The 20837-nt window shown below is 63.1% G+C and carries 20 protein-coding genes; all 20 read right to left on the reverse strand.

Annotation, left to right across the window (positions count from 1 at the left end; all coding sequences use genetic code 11):
- Positions 1–7: 7 nt before the first annotated feature.
- Positions 8–2407 (reverse strand): hypothetical protein, encoded by a 2400-nt coding sequence (locus tag QZ409_RS09320; protein ID WP_296709792.1) that lies wholly within the window; start codon positions 2405–2407, stop codon positions 8–10.
- Positions 2404–3069 carry a hypothetical protein gene (locus QZ409_RS09325; protein WP_296709794.1) on the reverse strand — a complete coding sequence of 222 codons (666 nt, stop codon included), beginning with the start codon at positions 3067–3069 and terminating at the stop codon, positions 2404–2406. The genes QZ409_RS09320 and QZ409_RS09325 overlap by 4 nt, the downstream gene beginning before the upstream one ends.
- Complete coding sequence (locus QZ409_RS09330; RefSeq protein WP_296709796.1) at positions 3066–4832, reverse strand: hypothetical protein; 1767 nt, start codon at positions 4830–4832, stop codon at positions 3066–3068. Before QZ409_RS09330 ends, QZ409_RS09325 begins: the two co-directional genes overlap by 4 nt.
- Before the next feature lie 7 nt (positions 4833–4839).
- On the reverse strand, positions 4840–5721 hold the full coding sequence (locus QZ409_RS09335; protein WP_296709799.1) for a hypothetical protein: 882 nt from the start codon (positions 5719–5721) through the stop codon (positions 4840–4842).
- Between the two features lie 11 nt (positions 5722–5732).
- Positions 5733–6590, reverse strand: a complete 858-nt coding sequence (locus QZ409_RS09340) for a hypothetical protein (protein ID WP_296709801.1) — start codon at positions 6588–6590, stop codon at positions 5733–5735.
- A 13-nt stretch (positions 6591–6603) separates the two neighbouring features.
- Positions 6604–8724: a phage tail protein gene (locus tag QZ409_RS09345; protein ID WP_296709803.1), complete on the reverse strand. Its 2121-nt coding sequence runs from the start codon at positions 8722–8724 to the stop codon at positions 6604–6606.
- Entirely contained in the window at positions 8724–9209 is a 486-nt protein-coding gene (locus QZ409_RS09350; RefSeq protein WP_296709806.1) for a hypothetical protein, read from the reverse strand. The genes QZ409_RS09345 and QZ409_RS09350 overlap by 1 nt, the downstream gene beginning before the upstream one ends.
- Positions 9209–10132 (reverse strand): DUF2163 domain-containing protein, encoded by a 924-nt coding sequence (locus tag QZ409_RS09355; RefSeq protein ID WP_296709808.1) that lies wholly within the window; start codon positions 10130–10132, stop codon positions 9209–9211. Before QZ409_RS09355 ends, QZ409_RS09350 begins: the two co-directional genes overlap by 1 nt.
- Positions 10129–10731 (reverse strand): DUF2460 domain-containing protein, encoded by a 603-nt coding sequence (locus tag QZ409_RS09360; protein WP_296709811.1) that lies wholly within the window; start codon positions 10729–10731, stop codon positions 10129–10131. Before QZ409_RS09360 ends, QZ409_RS09355 begins: the two co-directional genes overlap by 4 nt.
- Positions 10728–13238, reverse strand: coding sequence for a glycoside hydrolase TIM-barrel-like domain-containing protein (locus tag QZ409_RS09365; RefSeq protein ID WP_296709813.1), 2511 nt, complete (start codon positions 13236–13238; stop codon positions 10728–10730). Before QZ409_RS09365 ends, QZ409_RS09360 begins: the two co-directional genes overlap by 4 nt.
- A gap of 3 nt (positions 13239–13241) precedes the next feature.
- Positions 13242–14519 carry a hypothetical protein gene (locus QZ409_RS09370; RefSeq protein ID WP_296709815.1) on the reverse strand — a complete coding sequence of 426 codons (1278 nt, stop codon included), beginning with the start codon at positions 14517–14519 and terminating at the stop codon, positions 13242–13244.
- A 33-nt stretch (positions 14520–14552) separates the two neighbouring features.
- Positions 14553–14810, reverse strand: a complete 258-nt coding sequence (locus QZ409_RS09375; protein ID WP_296709818.1) for a hypothetical protein — start codon at positions 14808–14810, stop codon at positions 14553–14555.
- Positions 14807–15187, reverse strand: coding sequence for a hypothetical protein (locus tag QZ409_RS09380; protein WP_296709820.1), 381 nt, complete (start codon positions 15185–15187; stop codon positions 14807–14809). Before QZ409_RS09380 ends, QZ409_RS09375 begins: the two co-directional genes overlap by 4 nt.
- Position 15188: 1 nt before the next feature.
- Positions 15189–15941: a hypothetical protein gene (locus QZ409_RS09385; protein ID WP_296709822.1), complete on the reverse strand. Its 753-nt coding sequence runs from the start codon at positions 15939–15941 to the stop codon at positions 15189–15191.
- A 3-nt stretch (positions 15942–15944) separates the two neighbouring features.
- Positions 15945–16139, reverse strand: coding sequence for a hypothetical protein (locus QZ409_RS09390; protein WP_296709825.1), 195 nt, complete (start codon positions 16137–16139; stop codon positions 15945–15947).
- Between the two features lie 28 nt (positions 16140–16167).
- Complete coding sequence (locus QZ409_RS09395; RefSeq protein WP_296709828.1) at positions 16168–16629, reverse strand: hypothetical protein; 462 nt, start codon at positions 16627–16629, stop codon at positions 16168–16170.
- Positions 16626–17126 (reverse strand): HK97 gp10 family phage protein, encoded by a 501-nt coding sequence (locus QZ409_RS09400; protein ID WP_296709830.1) that lies wholly within the window; start codon positions 17124–17126, stop codon positions 16626–16628. The genes QZ409_RS09395 and QZ409_RS09400 overlap by 4 nt, the downstream gene beginning before the upstream one ends.
- Before the next feature lie 3 nt (positions 17127–17129).
- Entirely contained in the window at positions 17130–17942 is an 813-nt protein-coding gene (locus QZ409_RS09405; protein ID WP_296709833.1) for a head-tail connector protein, read from the reverse strand.
- Positions 17943–18214: 272 nt separating this feature from the next.
- Entirely contained in the window at positions 18215–19723 is a 1509-nt protein-coding gene (locus QZ409_RS09410) for a hypothetical protein (protein WP_296709836.1), read from the reverse strand.
- A 41-nt stretch (positions 19724–19764) separates the two neighbouring features.
- Positions 19765–20787 carry a hypothetical protein gene (locus QZ409_RS09415; protein WP_296709838.1) on the reverse strand — a complete coding sequence of 341 codons (1023 nt, stop codon included), beginning with the start codon at positions 20785–20787 and terminating at the stop codon, positions 19765–19767.
- Between the last annotated feature and the right edge of the window lie 50 nt (positions 20788–20837).

A 20837-nucleotide genomic window follows, 5' to 3' on the forward strand; every position in this document is an offset into this window, starting at 1 on the left:
GCAGGCGCTACAGCCCGGCGTCCTGCGTCCAATGGATGCAGCTGACGTTGCCGGCCGTGGCCGACGTTCCCGACGCGCCGATCAGCGCGCCAACCGCCGTAGGAGCGCCAGCGCCGCTCGATGGAACATTCACCGTTAAATCCGCCGCCGCCGTGGTGTCGCGCCAGTTAGCGTTGGCCGCAGAGGGGTTAAAGGTGGTGATGGTCGGCGTCTTGAACATGGGCGGCGCGTTTGAGAGCCAGGCAAAGGGATAAGAGGAATTGACCGGCGCCACTGAGCACGTCGCGCCAGCAACGCCCGCATTCTGCGCAGGCTTGGTCCCATCCGGGAACGACTTGCGATAGTAACGCTGGGCGAGAACCAATTCCTCAGCGATGCTTCGCGGCGCCCAGCCCTGATCCGCCGCCGCCGGGAACAGCCGCACGTTCGATATCGTCATGGTCGTGGCGTTGGGGAGCGACACGAAGTTTGAGGCCGTGGTCAGACCGTAATAAGTTCCGGCAACCCAGGCGTTCGCCGTCGAGGTCTTATTGTTCGTTCCCGACCCGGTGTCGAATGCGGCGCTCAAAGCGACGCCGGCAGTCGGCCCTAGCGCATGGCCGGTGCTTGCAGGGACGCGGTAGGAAAAACACTGCGGCGTGCCCGCCGCCGTCGTCACGGTGTAGGAGACGGGATAGGTATAGCCAGAGTTGCTATTGATGACGACCGCCGAGCCCGTGAAGGGCGGGGCCGAACTCATCGCCACGCAAAAGGAAAAGATCAATCCCTTGCCTTGCGCGCCTTCCCAGCGAAGATCGGCAACGTCACTGTAGGGGATATTCTGGCGGACAAAGAAATAGTCGCCAGAGACGGGCGTGCGGGTGCTGGTCACAGTGAATTTCATGCCATAGGCGCATTGCGCCAGGATCGACTGGACCCTTTGCTCGCTGATCGCGCCGGCGCTTTCCACCGATGTCCATTGATCCGAGACATAGCCAGTCGTGACCGCATTGCCCTCGTTGCGCTGATCTATCTGGCCGCAGGGATTGATAAGGCGGTTGTCTTTCTGCGCCGCCATGAAATCCGCGCCGCCAACGATATTGTAAGCCCCGAGCGTGCCCTGGAAATCATTGACCCCGAGATGAATATTCTTCATCGAGGACGTGTCGGCATAGCCATAGGTCATGACGCCAGACGCGGTGTTGAATGCGACATTGCCTTCGATAGTTGAGCCGTTGCCTGTCTCGGTCCCGTTCTGGCCGGTGGTGATGCCGCTCCGCGTGTAGGAATTTCCGCCACAAGTTCCGGGATCGCGGACGGTGTTGCCGTGGATATGCGACAGGCCGGAGACGCCGATGCCGGAGCCACAGGTGTTGAAGATGTCATTGTTCGCGACGTCTGCCCCGTAAAACCATTGTTCGATGCCGTTCATATAGGTGTTGTTGACATCGACAACGGTTGCGCTGTCGTGAACCTTGTTCCCGTAGACGCTGATATGGTGCGTGTTGGTGTCGCTCGGGCCAAGCGTAATGCCGCCGCCAAAGCCCCAGCCGTAAATCTCATTGTCCGAGACTTCCGTGTTGTCGGCCCAAAAGATGCCGAAGCCGGTATTTTTGCTGACGTTGTGCGAAATACGGCAATGATTGACCGGGTAGCTGGACGACCCGAGATTGATCGCCTGGCTCTGGTAGATCGACGCCGCGTTTTGAGCGAAGCTGTTGCCGGAAATGTCGCACGACGAAAGATTATAGCCGGCGACCAGAATAATCCCGGTTCCGACAGTTGGAGCCGCGCCGTTGGCGATGCTGCTGCCGGTGACCGAGAAAGAGCCGCCGCCAGAATAGAGGACCGACGCGACGCCGGAATAGGTCGCGCCATTCAGGTCGAACGTCATGTTCTTGACGCTGATGGCCGCCGTGCCGCTGCTCCAATGGAACAACTCTCCAGCCATCGTCGCGCCAGAGGCCAGCTTCACGCCGCCGCCCGCAAGGCCCTCGAAAGAGAGCTGCCCGGCGATGGTGTGCGGCGCATAGGTGACGAGGCACGTCCCAGGGAAGGTCAGCGTGACCGGCGTGGTCGAGCCGGCGAGCGCCGTCAGAGCATTGTTGAACGGAGTCGTGTCATCCGTCGCGCCATCGCAGGCAGCGCCGTAATCACCCCGCAAATTATAGACGCGACCGCCGACGCCGAGATTGCTCGCCGCCGCGCCCGGGGCGAGCAAGTAAGCCGTGACGCCGCCGGCGCCGAGATTAGCAGCGGCGGCGCCGCTTGCCAGCATCGACGCCGTGACGCCACCAGCGCCTATATTTGCAGCGGCGGCGCCAGACGCCAGCGAGTTCGCCTTCAGCGCCGGATTGACGCCCTGCGCGAGCGCGGGGGCGGCGAACAGCAGGGTCGCGAAAAGGATTTTCAAGCGTGTGAGCATCATTCGGCCACCACCATATAATTGGAATCGTTGATGAAAGCTTCTCCCGTCGGGACCGGCGCGGGGCCTGATCCGGAATAGACTTTGGCGGAGGCGATCAAGGATTGGAAAAGAGCTTCGCGTTCGGCGATCGGAAGGGCGGCGATCTGGGCCGCCAGGCTCGACGCCGTAACCGAGGCCGCCGCAGCCTGCGCCGCCGCCACAGCCGCCGTCAGCGAGAGCGGCAGCGTGACGGGCTGAGACGACGTTTCTCCATCGACTCTAACCGTGTCGCCTATCCCAGACGTGCCGATCGCCGCGCCATCGGCGCTCGCGCGCGTCAGGCCCGCCGTCCAGGAAATACGGCCAGCGAACACCACAACCGCCGCCCCGTTCTCGAATTCAAGCCGGCAGTCATAATAAAGCGGCTTCGACATTCTCAGCATGTCCGAAAGCGGCGCCAGGAACGTGCAGATATTCGGCTCTATATTGAACGCGATTTGGCCGCCGGTCGAATTATTCGAGCACCATTCATAGACGACAGGCGATGATGCGAGAGGGGAGGCCCGCGCCTGCATCCGGATCGTCGCTGCGTCGACATTATAGACCGCCGCCCATTGCGAGAGATCGCGCGTCCAGCGAAAGGTTGAATTATTGGACGCGCGGAGATTGTATGTTGTCGTCATGGCGCCCAGCCCTTCCACGCTTGGTTCTCGAATAAGACCGGGGCCTTCCCCAGCACTGAACTGTTGCCGACGATCGGCCCAGCCGTATTCATTGCGTCGCGCTGAAAAGCGTAAGTTCCGGGCACGCTATAAGTCGTCGGGCCGCCGTTGCTGTCCCAGGCGATCAGGCCCTGATAGCCGCCGGGGCGCGTGATCGTCGCCGTCCAGATCGAGCCAGTGTCAACGGATGCGCCCGAGATGCACACGGTCACATCGAAGGCATTGCCGACCGTGTAGCTGAAACCAATCTTGGGGATGATGTAGGCCGCCGTGGCATTGGCGACATTGGCCTTCCAATTCCAATAAACCGGCGTCGCCAGCGGAACGACCGGGGCGTTCGAGGCGCCCATCGTCGAGGCCAGATAGCCATTGCCGGAGGTGTATTCGTTATAAGCGAACTGCGCCCCGACATTGTTCATCGAGCCGCCGACAAGGCTGACCGTCGCCCCGATGTTGTATTGCGCGCCGAGCGTCCCCGTCACTTGCCCGTTGCTCTCGAAGGCCAGCGACGTGCTGCCACTCGCGCCGGCCGTGGGCGCGCCATAGATCCGGAACGCCACGCCCGTCGCCGCGCCATTCGTACAGGACCCCACGATCTGCGTCGTGACGCCGAAACCGCTGTCGGGCGCAGTCAGGCCCCAACTGGTCGGGACCGCGCCGCCGGAGCCGATCACGCCGGCCGTGAAGCCGGTTCCGTTTGGGTTGCGCGCCATGTTCGTTGTGGCCGTGCGCGTCGGGCATTGCGTGATCGTCGCGCCAGCAAGCCAGGATTGCATCGCCTTGTAACCCATGCCGCGCCCGTTGAGCGCTGTCGGGTTGGCGGCGCCGAGCCAGTAATCGAGCGACGTGTTGCCGCCAGCCGGTCGGTCCCACGCATAGGGCATGTTGACCGTGGCGAAACAGGCCATGAACAGCGGATCGAGTGCGCCCATCGCAACCGGATCGCTGATCGAGTTCGAATAGCCGCCCTCGGTGACATAGATCGGCTTTCCGGCGCGGCCATATTGCGCCAGCAGAGCCTGGTAGAACCGCGTCGTGTTGTCCCACTGTTCAAGATTGTCCTTGATCGCGACATTGAGCGGATAATTGTGCCAGGCGAAGCCATCGACGCATTGCCCGCCGCCCGACGCAAAATATTTGGCGTGGTAGGTCAGGCCATTGCCGTAATAGGTGCTTGGCGACAGCACCTTCGTTTTCGGCGAAATCGCGTGCGCGACGGCGCACAGGCTGTTCTCCATCGTGAGCAGATCGGCCATCGAGCCGGCATAGCCCGTGACGGAAGTCGAGTCGCTGACCTCGTTCCACACCTCGACGGCGTCGATCTTGTTGGCGTAGCGCGTCAGATAGGCCGTGACCCAATTGGTGTAGTCGGTCAGGTCAGTCGGCGGATATTGCGTCGTCTGGCTGCCATTCGACCAGGTCGGCGCGAAGCCGAGCACATATTCGATGTTGTAATTATTGGCCTGCGCGAAGGTCAGATAGGAATCCATCGCGCCCCAGCTGTAACAGGGGTCGGCCGGGTTGGTCGGGTTGGTCGGCCGGCAGGACGCGATATTGTTCCAGTTGCCGCCGAGGTGTTTCGTCTCGGAGATATAGACCGGCCGGGGATCGCTCTGCGAAGCCAGATTGAAGCCGAAGAAGCTCAGCGGGACAGTGATATTGTCCGCGCTGGCCGCGCCGCACAGCAGCGCCCAGAAGGCGATGACGAAACAGAGGATGGGCATGGCGGCCTCAGTTCGTGCAATAAAACGAGACATAGTTGAGCGTGTCGCCGGAGCCGGCCGTCGCCACTCCGATGCGGGCGTAGGGCCAACTTGTCGTCGTGGAGCTCTGCGCGGTGCTGTTATTGCCGGGGTTCACGGTCGAGCCAGCGTTTGTGTAATTCGCCTTGTCCGGGCTGTACTGGATTTGCCAGACGGCGGCGGTCGTGGTCACGGCGCCGTTGAAGACGAACAATTGGTTGTTTCGACACCCCCCGATGCTCCACGCAGGGGACGCCGAGCCGAGCGTGTTGGGGTCGACGGTGCGGTCAAAGAACTGCCGGATCAGCGGCGCCGAGGCCGTGCCGCGCGTCGTCACAATCGAGAGCGTGAAGGAAGGCGAGGTTCCGCCGACGGTCCATTTCCAGCGCCGGGTTCCGGTCAGCAGCATGTTCGGAACGGTGACCGCCCCTGTCGCGGTGATGCGCTGCAACTGATAAATGTCGTTCCAGGTCGCGCCGGCGTCCTGGCTCTCCTGCAAGGTCAGGTCCAGCGTCGGATTTGTGCCCGAGGCCGCCGTGACATTGACCACCGAGGCAAGCGAATTGCCGCCGTCTAGCGCCAGCGTCGAACCGTTGCCGGTCGTCGTGATCGCCTGCGACGCCAGATCGGTTACGACGACGCTCTGCGCCTTCATCTGGATCGGCGGGGTCAGCGCGGCGGCGGCGATCGCGTTGGCGACCGTGCTATCTTGCACCGCTAGCGGATTGGCGGACCCGAATTTGTTGCCGGCGCCATCCTCGATAACCAGGCCGTTCGTGCAAACTGCGCCGACGCACCATTGCCCGGCCTGAAGGGGCGCGAGGAAGGCGAGCGCCAGCGCGCCCGCAAGAAAGAACCTTGCAAGATTCATGGGTTTTGTCCTCACGATGTCGAAACGGGCAAGAGAAGGATTTTCAGCGACAGGCGCACCGATCCGCCGGTGAACGAGCCGCTGGTCGCCGTGACGATCAGATAGGTTGCGGAATAGCAGCCATAGGGGCCGACGATTCCGAAATTGGTCGAGCCCAACGCGACATTGAGCGCGCCTCCGAATTGGGTTGGGGTTCCGGAGACGCCGACGCCGAAGGACGGCGCGCCGGTCACGGAAGATAGAACGCGCGCCCCGACGCCAAGGACGATGCAATTCGCCGGGATCGGCGTCACGGCCGTGGTCGAGGCGCCCGAAAGCGTCACGGTCTGCTCGATCACCTGGAACTGGATCGCCGCGCCATTGGCGCCCTGCGCGACCTGCTGCAGCGCGCTCGCGCCGAGCGCCTGGTCGATGACGGTCCATTTGCCGGAGCCGTTGCTTTCGAGCGCCAGATAGCCGTAGGCCGTGGCGATCGAAGCCGAGGTCGCGCCGTCGATCGTGTCCGACCCGCTGCGCGCGATCGTCAACGCATTGGTCGTCGAGCAATTGCCGCTTTCGTCGAAGATCGTCAGCGCCGTCCCGGTGGGATAGGCCGAGGCTGCCGGGAGCGTGACGGCGCGCGCCGCCGTCAGCGCCGTATAGGCGACGCTTCGGTCGGTCGCGAGGACCGTATAGGCGGCGTCGGAGACGGCCGTGCGGCCGTTCGTGATGACTTCCGACAACTTCGCCGCGGCAAAGCCCCCGGCGGTCGCGCCGTCGTGGACCGTGACGCGATTATTCGTCGTGTCGACGATCAATTCGCCCTGGGCGCCCACATAGGCGGCGACCGTCGCCGCCGTGTCACGGCGTCGTTTGACTTGAACGGACATGCGTCGTTTCCTGTTAAGAGGTCAGATTGCCGAGGTCGATGATCGAGACGACCGGCGCCGACACGATTCCGAAATCGTCGTTTTCGGAATCGGCCTGGCGGGCGAGGCCGTAATCCATCGCGGTCCCGACCGCCAAAGTCGTGGCGACGGGGCCGAGAACGCCTGTCCCCTGAATCCGGTAAGGATAGGCCGTGCAGGTCGAAATATCCTGCGCCGCGCCACCAAAAATGTTGACGCTCTGGAATTTCAGATAAATCGTCTGGCCGATGTCGGCGTTCGGGATGTCATATTTCAGGATCGCGGAATCGAGCAGGCAGAAGCCCCCACCAATCGCATGGGAGCCGGGCGTCGAGCCGTTCAATCCGCGGTAAAGGCCGCTCAGATTATATTTGCTCGTCGCCGTGAGCGTCGCAGTCGTATAGGTGAGATATTCGCCATCGACATAGCAGAGCGTGACGCCGGCCTCCGCGCTGGCGCTATTTGTCGATTGCAGCGTTCCACCGCTTTCCGTCAGATCGGCCGCGAGCGTGTCGGTCGAATCCGGGTTCGATCCACCATAGGTCGCGAGCGAGGCCGAGAGGACGCCCTGGCGCGCCGGGACGGCGATTGACGACACCTCCGCATAGCTCGTCCCGTCAAGCGAGGCCCAGACGATGCAGCCGCCCCAATTCGGGTCTGCACTTTGCGCGCTGGCGCCAATCCACAACTGCGGGACGCCGCCCGAAAGAGAGGGCGGCGGCTCGATGATGAGCGGCGTGTTGATCGAATTTGGCGTCACATCCCCGGCCGGGACGCCATTGCTTTTGGCCTGGATCGGATAGGCGACGGAGGTCGCTACGCCCTGCGGGAATTCCTCGGCCGTGACCGAGAGCGCCCCGTCGTCGGCTTCCTCAATATCCGTGATCCGGACGACGGTCGCATTCAGCCCGAGCAGCGGATCGGTCAGGCTGACCAAATCCATCGGATCGAGCAGGCAGAATTCAGCCGAAAGCCGGAACTCGAATGTGTTCCGGATATAAAGCCCGCGCTGCAAGATCAATTGCGCGGCTCGTTGCCCGACTGCGATGTCGCAAATTTCATGCGCCGTGACGGTCGAGGCGGCGCGCAGGCCGAAGCGGTCGATCGCCGACTGGTCGAAAGCCGTGATCGGCCCGGTATTGTATGAATCGCTCCGGGCCTGGATTTCGACGCTTTGCTGGTTATAGCCGGCGTAGGGGTCCGACCGCGTGATCTTGACCGGGTCTTCGCCTTCCGAGTGAAGGAAATCCTCATCCGTCAGGGCATAGCGAACCGTAAGGTCCGGGGTCCAGGTCTTGCCGCTCGCCGTGATCGCGCTATCGCCGAGGGGAAGGAATTTGAGCACGCCGCCCGACCAGACCACCGTCGAATTGGTGAGCTGTAGCCAGCGCGAGAGGATCGACGAAGCCGATTCCTTCGTGTTCAGGACCGGGCTGAACGCGATCCCCGCCGTCCAGCAATAGGTCTGGTAGGATGTGTCCCCGGCGTTGGCGTAGAGCGAGCTCGCGTCGATCGAAGCGGCGGGGAAGCCGACGCCATATTGCGAATTGGTCAGGAAATCATAAATCACCTGGGCCGGGTCGCAATCGAGCGCATTGACGCCCGAGCCGGATAGAAAGCCGCAGACCTCGAAATTATTATCGCCGACGCTCGCAGACGCCCCAAGGTCGTAAAACGGATTGCAGACATAGGCGACGCCTGGATAGCCCAAGGCTTCCGAGGGATAGTAGGCGGAGGCCCACGCCCACGGCGCTTGCGGCGTCGTTCCGTTGAACAGGCTCAAGCCGAGCGCCGCCAGATTTGTCGGCGTCGTCGATGACGTCCAGATATTCCCGATTTCCACAATCGGGCCTTCGCATAGCGCCATGATGATCGCGCAACGATAATCATAGCTCGTCGCCTGTTTGCTGCCGCCACCGCCACCTTTGCCGCCGCCCTTACCGCCGGAATATTGCGGCAAGGCGAGGAAATGATTGTACCAGATGACATTCGGCGACAGGATATTGCGGCCCCAGGCGATCGGGACGGGGATGGCGCTCGATGTCGACTGGATTTGCAGGCCGGAATATTTGGTGATCTGGGTCGCCGTGGCGTTGCCCGAGCGCAGAATGCCCATCAGCCCGACACCTTTTTCGCCCAGATCGAGAAGAAGCGCAGCCGGCGCTTGGGATCGGTCAGAACCGGGTTTTGCGTCAGCCCTTCCTCGATGACGGCGCGAGCGTCATGCGAGGCGTGGACAATGCGAACCGGATCGGCCTCGACTACGATTCCGCCATGCGAATAGGTCCGGCCATAGTGGAAAAGCGCAATGTCGCCGACGCCTGGCGCATCGACTGGCGCGCAGCGTTCCTCGAAGAAGGCCAGATATTTTTCTTCGTCCCGGTGAAGCATCCAGTCGGGCGCATAGGGGCGCGGATCGAACGGCTCGACCATCCCGGAGTCGACAAAAACCCGGACGATCAACATGCCGCAATCGACGCCCGAGCCCAAAACGTCGGCGCAGTTGTGATAGGGCGTGGCGATCCATTTACGCGCCTCGGCGACGACGCGATTTCTCTCGTCGGACTGGCGCTGTGCGCCCTCGGTTCGAACGATGGTCATTATTTCCCCCTTCCGCTTGTGGTGGTGGACGAAAGCGGGCCGGTCATGATCTGCGGCGGCGGGACATAGGGGAACCCCTTGAAATTATTCAGATTGTTGAACTTGCTACTGCAAGTTCCCTTGGTGTGGTCACAGCCCTGCGCAGCCGTAAAGGCGTCGCCGACGCTTGGCGCGGTCGGCAGCGGATAGGCGAGCAGCAGCCAGCCGGAGCCCGCCGCCTTGATCGTCGCTTCGACGCCCGCGTTGGCGCCGGACGTGAAGGTGATCGTCCCTTGCTGATAGGCCGAGATCGCCGAGGCCCAGGCGATCTGCGTCCGGTCGGAACCCGCCGCGACTGCGCCCGACGCCGAATATGTCCCGCGCGCCAGGCCGCAGCCCGAGCCGTAAAGGACATGGACGCAATTCGACTGGTAGCAATTGCGCGGCATGTCGATGTCGAGCAGCGTCAAGTCCGACGCGACTGTGACTTTGGCCGTGGTGCGACCGATGTCGTCGATCTGCGCGACGCGGCCCTTGAACAGCACGACCGTTCCAATCGGGATGAGGTTCCCGCCAGAGATCGCCCAGGACGAGAAAAACGCCCGCTCGCGCTGAATAAAGGCGCCGTCTAGAAGCCCCTGCTGCAAGGCTTGAAGGAACGGGACGCCGCCAATCGTGTCCGCCGCGCGCGCGGCGATTACGATCTGCTGCTTGTCGACATTAGGACCGCATGAGGCCTTGTATTTGAGGCCAGCGATCAGGACAGAATTCGCCAGATAGGTCCGCCCATTCCAGAAGGCGGGCGTATCGACGCCGCAATAGGTCAGGATCGTCCCGCTCGCCAGCGTGATCGTGAACAGATCGGCCATATAGAGCGGCGCGTCGCTATTCGCGGTGCGCAGGCCGTTGAGATAGGTCAGGAGTGCGCCCGTCGTCGTTTTCATCGAACCTGCCTGAATTTGACGCTCTTGTTGCTCCAGAGCCCGGACATGAAATTCTCGAAATCCATCTGATCGTCGAGAAATCGACACTGGAAGGCGTAGGAGACATTCGCGACGATCGCCGCGCCATTGGCCGGCGCCGTCGCGAAGGTGATCGTGTTGGGCGCGCTCAGGGTCCACGCGCCTGTCGAGACGCCGGCGACCGTGACCCCCGAGACCGCGACCGTATAGCTGACTGGCTCGGCATAGCCGCCGATCGAGCGAACGAGCGTGAAACTGGTCGTCGCGCCGTCGCCGGTCGCAATGGCCTGGCCGCTGACCACATTGTCGGTCGGATCGACATAGAGGAAGGCGTTCAACTGGCCCCCGAGGCTCAGGAAGAACCCCATTAATGTTTGCAGCGATTGGGATTGCAGGCCGGGAAACACGCCCGAGGAATCGAGCCCGTCAAAGGTCAGTTCGAATTCATAAAGCGCATGGGCGTAAAGCCCGGCGCGGACCTCCCGGCCCGAGGAATGCGCCGAAACCCGGGTCGAGAAGGTCGGCTTTTTGTGGATGCTCCACCCCTGTCCGGGCAGGGTCGGGAAGGTGGGGAGCGTCATCCTCGCACAGTCTCCAATTTCAGTGTTTTGGCAGCCCAGAAATTCGCGACGAATTGCTCGAAATCGAGATCGTCATCCACAAAGCGCGCGACATGAGCGGCGGAAAAGTCGATCGTCATCGCGACGCCGGCAGAGGGCGCCGTGGTGAAGGTGATGGTCGCCGGCAGAATGGAAACCGAATAGAGCGATCCAGAAACCGCAACGCCATTGGCGTAAACAGTCGGCGCGCTGGTAAGGGCCTGGACGCGTTCGCTGTAGCCGGCGATCGCGCGCGAGACGACAAAGGCTTTGGTCGAGCCGTCGCCAGTCCCGAGCCCTACGCCGGAAGCGACGCCAAGGCCGCCGGGCGGCGCGAACAGGAAGGGCGTCGCCTGCCCCGCCTGCGCCAGCATGAAGGCGATCACATTCTGCAATTCGGCGTTGGCGTCCGAGCGCAGGAAGTTGAACGTCAGATCAATATCCCACAGCGGCGAGGCCATCACGCCGGCGCGCGTCTCGCGCCCCGAAACCTTCGCCATCGTCCGCGTCGAGAACCGCGGCGAATAACGCACGCTCCAACCCTCCCCGGTCAGCGCCGGGAAAATGGCGTAGGAGCCCGCCCCGGGCGGCGCGTCAGCCGCCAGAGCCTGGACATAAGGTCCCTTGCCGCCGATCCAGTTGCCGGCCGCCCAATTGCCACCGTCGCCCCATGCGCTTGCATTGAGCGGGAAGGTCGGGAATGGGCGCGCGTCCCAATTCCAGGCACAGCAAAATGACGTCAGGATCATCGGGACGCCCGAGGCCGAAGTCTCGTTCTTGCCGCCGGTCCAGTAATCGTAAATCGCCTGTAGTCCGAGCGCGGCGAGAAGATCGTCCCGGCGCGGCAGGAAGCTCGCGCCATCGGCGGAATCCCACACGGACCAGAACGGCGTGTCGCTCTCGGTCGATTTCGCGTCGAAAAAGACATTCGGCTGATTGGTGCAACGGTCGACCGTGGCGAAGCCATATTCGACGAAGATCATCGGCTTGGATTTCGCCGCCCATTGCGTCGTCGGGCCGTGCGGCGTCCATCCGAGGCCGTCGCTGGCGTCATACATCGCCTGATGCGCGTTCTTCCACCACCACCGGAATTGCTTGCGTCCGAGCAGCTGCTGATTGGCGTAATAGGGGTTGCGCGCCTGGCTCGCGCGGTCGCCTTCGGGCAGGCTGACATATTGCCCCGTCCCAAGCGGATCAAACCCGCGCCCGAGATTGTTCGAATCGCCATAGTACCAATTGAAGCTCTCGCCGCCCTCAATATTGGCCTGCAAATAAGCCTCGCTGTGCAGCATGGGCGTCCCGGAAAGGCCAAGGCCGCTCATCGCCCCCGAAGACGGCGGCCAGGAGGTCGGCGCGGCGCTGGTCCAGTTGAGCGGGTCAAGGCCGCCATCGCCCGTCGTCCAGTCGGACAGCGGCAGATAATTGTCGAATGAGACGATGTCGATATTCTCCGAGGCGAACAGTCGGTCGAGGTGCGGCCATTGCCCATTCGCGCCGGAATGCTGGACGCCGTTCCAGGTCGACCAGTCCGCCGAATAGGAGATCAGGTTTTTCCACGTCGTCAGGTTCTTGCTCAGGCCCGCGCCGTCGAAGATCGAGCGCGCATCCGCCGCAAGCTGGATCAGACCGGCGACAAAGGGATAATCCCAGACCGCGAAGCCGTCGCCGTCCGTCGTCCCCGCCTTGGTCCAGCCGGGACCGCGGATCGCTTCGAGGCCGCGCAATTCCGATCCGATCAGGAACAGATCGACGCCGCCCGCCACCACGCACAGATTGGCGTAATGCAGGATCATCCGGCGATAGCTGAAATCAGTCGGCGAGCCAGAATAAGCGACCGTCAGGTTTGTCGCGTCGCGCGTGAATTGCCCGGTCGAGGCCGCGCCGAGAAAAGCGCTCACTGCCGCCGTCGCGGCGCTGTTCACATCGCTTGAAACCCCGATCCGCCCGCGCCAGGGCTTGCCGGCGCAATCCATCAGGATGAAGGGATAGAAAACCACGCGGAGGCCGCGCGCTTTCAGATCGTGAATGCAGCGGACGACGCTTTGGTCCGATGGCGTGCCGCCATAGGAAAAGCTGCCGCCCGTCTGCGAAATCGGGATCAGGCCCGTCGATCCCTGCGTCAACCCCGAGCATTGCCAGTTCGCCACGACCCAGGTCGAGCCGTTCCAAGACGTAAACGCACCCTTGATATAAGTCGTGGACGGGTAAATCTGGCAAGAACCCGCATCGGTCGAATTGCCGAACCATGCGACGACGAGGGCGACCGTCTGACATTCCGGGTGCGCCGCCTGCAACTGGTCGATCGCATAGGAATAGTCGGTCTTCGTCCCGCCCGGCGCGTAAAAACAATTGATCGGCGCCAATGTTTCGAGCGCGCCGGTCCCGAAGGTTCCCCCGGTCGGGTTCCAGCGCGCGCCCTGCGCGGGGAGAGTGTCATAGGCGAATTCGCCGGTCGCGGGGAGAAGGCAGACGCCAAAGACCTGTGCCAAACCTTACGCCCCCGCAAGCCGTCTCAGACCCAGATGGTTGCCGTCCGCGACGGCCTGATTGATCGCCTTCATGATCTGGCGCGAATTGCCGCCAAGCCAGCTCTTGACCGAGCCCGCATCAAGCGCGCTGACGTTCAGATGAACGCTCGCGCCTGCGGCCGCCGTCGAACCACCCGAGCCGCCGCCCTTGGTCGCACCGGAGAGCATCGAACGGAACGCGCCCGCCTCTGCCGCCGGCATGACGAGTTCGTTGCGGTGAACCATCGCCAGCTGATCCTGCGGGATCGACCAGGCGCCAATATCGAAAGCCGCAACGGACATCACCGCGCCCTGCGCCGCGGCCGCAGGCCCGGCCGCCGCCGGCCCCATCACGGGAGCGAGAAAACCGAACACGCCCGCAAATGTCTCGGAGGCCGAGGCTGTTATGCTTTTCAGCAGGGAGCCCAGGATCGACGCTTGTCCGGCCGCCGCTTCGCCAGCCGCAATGCCGCCACGCGACGCGGCGCCGGCGGCAGCGGCGGCCGTCTTCTGGCCTTCGCCGGCGGCCGACAAAGCCGCAAGCGCCAGTTGCCGCTTGCCCCAATCCGCCACGATGCCGACGCCCATGCGGACGAATTGCGACACCACCGACTGAGCCAATGAAGACAGCGCCTGATTCAGCGTGCGCGTCCCCATAGCCATGCCGGTCAAGCCGGACGAGAAGGACGACCCCATGGAGTCGATCACATGGTCCATTGGCGCGACCATTTGCCCGACCGACTGCAGCATGATCTTCTGGCTGTCGAGCGCATATCGCGCATCGAGCGCGAGCTTTCGATTCTCAACCTGCTCCCGCTGCCGGATGCTCAGGTCGCCAAGCTGCCCCTCTTTTTGGAGCAGAGACCTTTCCGCCGCATATTCCTCGTTCAAAGCGGCCTGCGAAGCGGAAAGCCGTTCGCCCGCGCTTATGACCTTCAATATGGTCAGCTCGTCATAGAGCGATTTCTTTTCCGCAAGCGCCGCGCGCTCAGCGAAAATCTGGCGATTGATCGCCCCGAGGCTCTCCCGGGCGGCATCCTCCTGAGAGGAGCTCGCCGTCCGCGCGGCGTCGCCGATCCCGGACAAGGCGTTAGCCGCGCCGGCGCCGAAGGAGGCAAAACTCCGCGACGATTTGTCAACGCCGAGCCCCACCTGACCGACATCGCCGGGCAGCGTCTGCAAGGCGGCCGAAACACGCGCGACGCCGTCAAGAAAGCCGGACGCATCTGCGCCGAAGGAAATTGAAACATTGGATTCGGCCATGCCGTCCTCGCTTTTCGCATGACATTGGTGCTGTCAGATGCGCCCTGACGGAAACAGCCCCCGCAGCGCGGCGACCGCATCAGTGGCGCGACGCTCCGGCTTCCAGCAGCCTAGGCCGATCGCGAGCGCGGACAACAAAACTGGCGCCGGCGGATTTTTGCGCCAATAGGCGTGGCGGGCGAAGATTTTGACGAAAGTCAGTTCCGCTTCGAGCGCGTCGGTCCAGGCCTCGCCGGACATTTGGCAATAATGGGCGACGATCCGGTCGAAATCCGGAGCGTCGCCTTTCATTCCCCCGGCGGCTGCGCCTCCGTTGGCGCAAACAGGCCCGTCTGCCCGGCGATGACGGCAAGCGCCGCGACGAGGTCAGTAAATCCCGCCTCGAGATCGAGAACATCATCACGCGCCAAATCAGGATAGGCGCGGGTCAATCCGCAATGGACGACATCGAGCATCAACTCGACGTCATCCTGATCCAGCAGCGTCGCGCCCAGCGGATCGCCGCCGGAGATGCGCGCCTGGATAGCGTTGAGGCGCGGCATCAGTTTCAACAGGCCCGGCACGACGATGCGCGCCTGCCGCAGGGCGAGGCGCGGCACGAAGAACTCCTGCCCGCCGAGAGCGACGACAGGCGAGCCCGCGCAATTGATTTTCGGATCCGGAACCATGTCAAACCGCCGTATTGATTTCGCCGATCGAATTCGCAGCATTGGCGAGAGCTTCGAAATCGAGCTCGGGAACGACAAAATCCTGCGTCTTCGAGGCGATGCTCAGCTTGTTCGAAACGCAATTGAAAAGCCGCAAGGACCATTGCGCGCCGGCGATATTAGGATTGGTCTGATAAAAATCGATCTGGAAGGTGGGCGCCGTCCCCATCGCCTTGTTGACGATGAGCGCGCGTGATCCGCCGCTGGTCTGCGTATAGGAATAGGAGACCAGGACAGCCTTGCCGGCGTCGCCTGAGCTGAAGGTATAGACGCCAGCCGAGACGCTATATTGGCCAACGGCGGGAGCAGAGGAAACCCTGGTCAGCGCCAGACCGCTCGCCGCATAGACCACGCCGAGATCGCCGTCGAAATTGGCGGCGTTGGCCGTGGCGTAAGTATAGGGCGAGGAGGAAGGAACAGCGCCAGCCTCATTATAGGCCCAGAGTTTCTGCCCCGCATTCAGCGTCTGGCCAAAGAAGCATGCGTTGAACAAAGGCCCGTCGATATTGGCGAATTTCGCCTTGCCGGTGATCTTTCCTTCGCCCCGAGCCAGAGCGATGGGAAACTGATATTGCCCAAACAATTGCTTCGACGAAAAACTGATGTCCAGCGTGACATCCTGCACGGCGCCGAATTGAACGGGAGTCGCATTGGCCCCCGAGGGCGTCGCGATCAAAACGCCAGAGCCGAACGCTACGGAAGTTGTATTGGACATGGATCATTGCTCCTGCAAAAGAGCGGCGAGTCTCGCTTTCAAGACATCGACCGCGACGCGCACATGGTTGAAAATGTCGGTGGCGCGCGAGACCGGCGAATGGTGCATGGTCTCGACAAACCAAGAGTCGATTGCCGCCTCGATTTCACGGACGGCCGCTTCGGATTGCTCCGGAGGAATTTGAAAAGAATTTTGCATCACGAATTCCCTGGAAGTGAACGCGGCGTCATGGCGCGAGGATGCGGATCGGAACAAGCGCAAGCCCCTGTCCATCGAGGTCGCCGGAGTCCTTGACGATCCGTCCCTCGATACGGCAGTGATGAACCAGGCTGCCAAGAGTCTGCCGACCGATCGCGGGATCAGGCGCCAGCGCCGCGCAAAGCGCGTCGAGCGCAATATTCAGATCGCGCGCCGGTACAACGCAGGGATCGTTCGCCCCGGTGACATAGACGAAAAGATCGACGTTCAGGATCGTTTTGCCGGGCGCATTTTCACTGGCATAGGCGATGTTTTCGCCGTGCTCCGTGACGAACAAGGCTGGCTGATCCGCCGCCGCGACATCGCTCCATAGCTTCACGCGTCGCGACAAAATCGCCCAGCTTTCGTGGCCATTGATGGGCGTCGAAAATTGCGCTCGGGCCAGGCGCGCGCAAAGCGCTGCCATGATCTCTTCGCGTGAGTTTTTCATCGGGGCTCTTTCAGCTGTTCGGCGGTGTCGGCGACGAGTTCCCTGAGCGCTGCGGCGATTTCGCCACTCGCATCGTCCAGCGCCCCGCCGAGATAGGACCGCGCGGCGAATGTCGAACCCGGGTGCTGGATTCTCCGCGCGAAGGCCTGCTTGCCATTCGCCAGAAACGCCAGCGCTCTCGCCTTGTCGGGCAGGATTTCATGCGCCGCCGTCTTGCCGCCGAATTCGAGTATCGCGGCATAGGGGACGTCGCCGTCCGAGAAGATTTTCGCATCGACCCGCGCGTCCTCCCCCTGGACATCGATCTGGATGGAATCCCGCAACGCTCCGCTGCGCGCGTTCAAGACGGAGCCGCTCAGATTGACGCCGACGACCTGCGCATAAAGCGCCTGCGCCAAAGCCTGGACTTTCCCAGTCAAAGCCGCGCGCAATTGATCTGGCAAAGCGTCCAGCCGCGCGGAAAACTCGGCCGCGCCGTCGAGGCTGATCTGCAACATGGCTCAACTCGGGATGACGCGGGTGTAGTTGCGCAAGGCGACGGCGACATAATCGGGCACGGCCGAGATGCGGAACGCCGTCGTCTCCTGGCCGCCAAGGCTTTTCGACGTCATGGCGATGCGCTCGCGATAGCGGTAACGGTCGGCCGCCCATTCCAGCGCGCAGCTGGCAAGATCGGCGGGCGCATAGCCATAATTCAGCAAAAGAGTCTGGCCCGCGTCGGCGGTCGAGAAGAAATAGCCGTCGCCACCGTCAAACGCATATTGTCCTTGCGCCGGATTGGCCGCCACGCGCGTGAGCGGCTGGCCGTTCGCGTAGGTCACGCCCGCGTCGCAAGCGAATTCTCCGAAGGGCTGCGCGGCCTGTACGAGGAAAGGCCCCGAGGCCGGCGCGACAAAGGCCTCGTTCGAGATCTGATATCCCGCGCGATAGGCGATCGTGATGTTTTGCCAGCCACGTGAGAATGTCGCCCCGCGCAACAGAATTTTCTGCATCGCGCCCGGCGGTTCGATTTCGCCCGGCTCCAGCGCCCATCCGACGCCCAAAGGCGTTTGCGCCTGCGGAATATTCTGGCCATCGATCGAGACCGAGGAGACGGAAATCACCGGCCAGTTTCGCAACTGGATCAACGCCCTGCCGTTGCCGTCGAAATGATCGACGACATCGCGCGGCCAGACGAAAGGTCGGTTGATATAGGCGCAGATCGCTCGGCTGATCTGGCCGATCAGGCCGACGAGCAGAAGGTCGTCGCCATTCGATTGCACGCCGAGATGCGCCTTGAGCTGCGCCAGCGAAACGAGGTCGCCCTGCGCCATGGTCAGCTCACCTTCCCGGCGCGCGAACGCCCACGTGAACTCTTTTCTCCAACGGACGCGCCGGGCAGATCAGACTCACATTCGACGCAACCATGAGCCCTCAATTCGTCGGCCAATTCCTCCGAAGCTTCGAAAACGCCGGCTTCGTCTGGCGCGATGGTTTCGCCCGCGCAGGACAACGCGGCCACGCCCTCGGGCGCCCGATATTTCATGTCGAGACTCCATTTCAGGAAAGAAATCGCGCCGCCTTATGCAAGGCGGCGCGCCAGGCGTCAGCCGTTGCCGATATTGGTGATGACCGACATGGAAGGCGGGAAGAAGTGCTGCAGCACTTCATCGGCATAGACGCCATATTCATAGCGGCGGGCGCGCAGCGGCCATTCGATCTGGTAATAATCCTGCCGCGTGCGGACCTGGATGACATTGCCGACATTCGCCAGCGGATAGGGCAGCTTCCGCGTCAGGAACAGCATGGTCCCGGCCGGCATGTTCGGGTGGATCTTGATGTCGAGGGACTTGGCGCCCGCGAGCGAATATTTGTTCTTATATGTCGTGACCATCACGCCGCCGCCGATGGCGTCCTGCTTCGTGTCGAAGATGAATCTCTGCGCGCCGGTGGCCCCGCCCGCCAGGATTTTCTTCGAGATATTGTTCGCTTCCTGCGACGAAACCCAAACTTCGTCAGGCGAGAGACGGTAGAGATCCCAATTGGCCTTGAGCACGGCTTCAATCTCGACGATGCCGCCGGCGCCATCGCTCGTCAGCGGCGTGCCCGCGCCCGCAACACCGGTCGGCTGCACATTCACCATCGCGCCCGAGCCGGGCAGCAGCGCCTGAGTGAGCAGGCCGTCGAAGGCGAGCGAATTGGCGGACCAGTCGGCGGCCGGCAAGGAGGCGGCGGTCTGCGTTCCGGTCGCGGCGGCCGTGATCGCCACGCTGTTGACCGTGGTGATGGCGCCCAGAACCTCCGAACCGGCGGCGCCCCAATACCAGGCGTAGCCGAAAGCGCCGGTCTTGGCCGCGACCGTCGCGGTGACGCTGCCGCTGGGGCCGGTGACGGAAACCGTGGCGTTGGCGGATTTCTGCGCGGCGCCGCCGCCGAAGACGTCCGACGAGGAATCCGCATTGGCGCGGCTGATCGACGCCTGGACGCCCGTGGCGACCGAGGAATTCATCAGGCCGTCAAGGGTCAAGGCGACGCAGATCACGGACCAGGTCCCGGTCGCCAGCGCGCCGCCGGAAGCGGAGGCGGCGAGGGTCGGAGTCGCGGTCACGCCCAGAGACATCGACGTATTGCCGCCGAGCAGCATCGCTTCTTCGCCGATCATCAGCGCCTCAAGGCCGATCTGCGCGGCAAGCGCGCGGACGTCGTCGAAATTCTGGCCCGCGAACTGGGCCTCGAAATCGGCATTGGTCTCGATGCCGATCCCCTTATAGGTTGCGACATAATCCTTCGTCGTGACAGCCGCGACGGCGCCGCGGTTGCCGCCCGAAACGCCGATGCGCAGGCCGGTCGAATTGATCGCCGTGACGGCGCGCCAGGCGGCCTGGACGCCGCCCCTGCCGGAGACGCGCGGGATCGAGTTGCGCAGCGGCGTCAGCACCGGGAACAGCAGCTTCGCGCCGGCTTCGAGATCGTAATAGGTCAGTCCCGAAGTCGGCGAGGACGCCTGGGAGAAGGTGGATTTTTCCAGGCTGGCGAAACGCGGATCGAATACGGGCGCGGCCTGCGCCTTTCGGATCGCCTGAGTGAGCTCAAGCGCGGTCTGTTGTGCGGTCATGGACATGCTTTCTCTGTTGGGAGTCGTCAAAAGGATGCGGCTTAGCCGAAGCGTTTCGGCTGGGTCTGGGCCGCCTTGATCAGCACGAGGGAGGCCTGCTCGGGCGAGAGCCGCGCCAGTTCGGCGGCAAGGTCTTCGAGGCTCGCCTCCCCCGATTTGGAGACCGGCGCAAAGCCCGGCATCAGGACGGGCGCCGCTGGCGCGGCCTCCAGCGCGCTTACGCGCTCGGCAAGCTCCGCCAGACGCGGCGCGAGATCCGCCGCGACTTTACGGGCCGCTTCGCCCTGCGCGGCGAGCTTTTCCAGCCGGGCTTCAAGTGAACCAGATTTCTGGGCCGCGCGGGGCTGAAGCGCCGCTACGCATTGCGCCTTGAGCCGCGCCAGCAGGGACGAGAGGGGCGTGTCGTGGATCGGGTCGGCGTTGAGGTCGTGCTCCAGCGCGTCAAAAAAATCGGCAATCGTCTCGGCCGCCTCGCAATCGCTCGTCACATTGCCGGCAAGCCAGTCGCGCAGGGCGGAGGCCGCCGCATCGGACGCGGCCTCCGCCTTGGCGACAGGCTCAATGAAAGCGCGCCTCTCGCTCACGCCATCCGCCTTGACCAGTTCGAAGCCAGCCTCCGGCAGACAGGGCAGATCGACCAGAGAAATTTCCGTCGGACTGGCGGTATAGCGCGTGAATTCCGGCTGGTCCGGATCGGGCCAGCGTTTCACATAGGCGCCCCCCTGGCTGAAGCCGGTATAGACGCCCTCCTCGATCTTGCGCCATTCGTCGTCGTCGATGATCTTGGCTGCGATCTCGATGCGCTTGGCGTCATCGTTGAAGGCGATCGAGGAAATCTTCCCCGCCGCGATCTTGCCATGCATGGCGCGCAAATTGCCGAGGCTCTTGCCTCCGGAGGCCTTGGCGCAATCCGCCGACCATCGCTCGTAAAAAGGCTTGGTGCTGGCGTAATCGCAGATCTCGCCGGACTTGTCCGGCAATTCGGCTGTGGCGTAGCCATAGATCAGGCGACTGGCGGCGTCCGCCTTGCGCAGGGGTATGAACATTTGCAACGGGTCCGGCACGCTTGGCGCTCCTCGCTGGGTTGAGCCGGCCGCGCTCGCTGCGGGGCTGG

The organism is Rhodoblastus sp. (assembly GCF_019449565.1).
Classification (GTDB): domain Bacteria; phylum Pseudomonadota; class Alphaproteobacteria; order Rhizobiales; family Beijerinckiaceae; genus Rhodoblastus.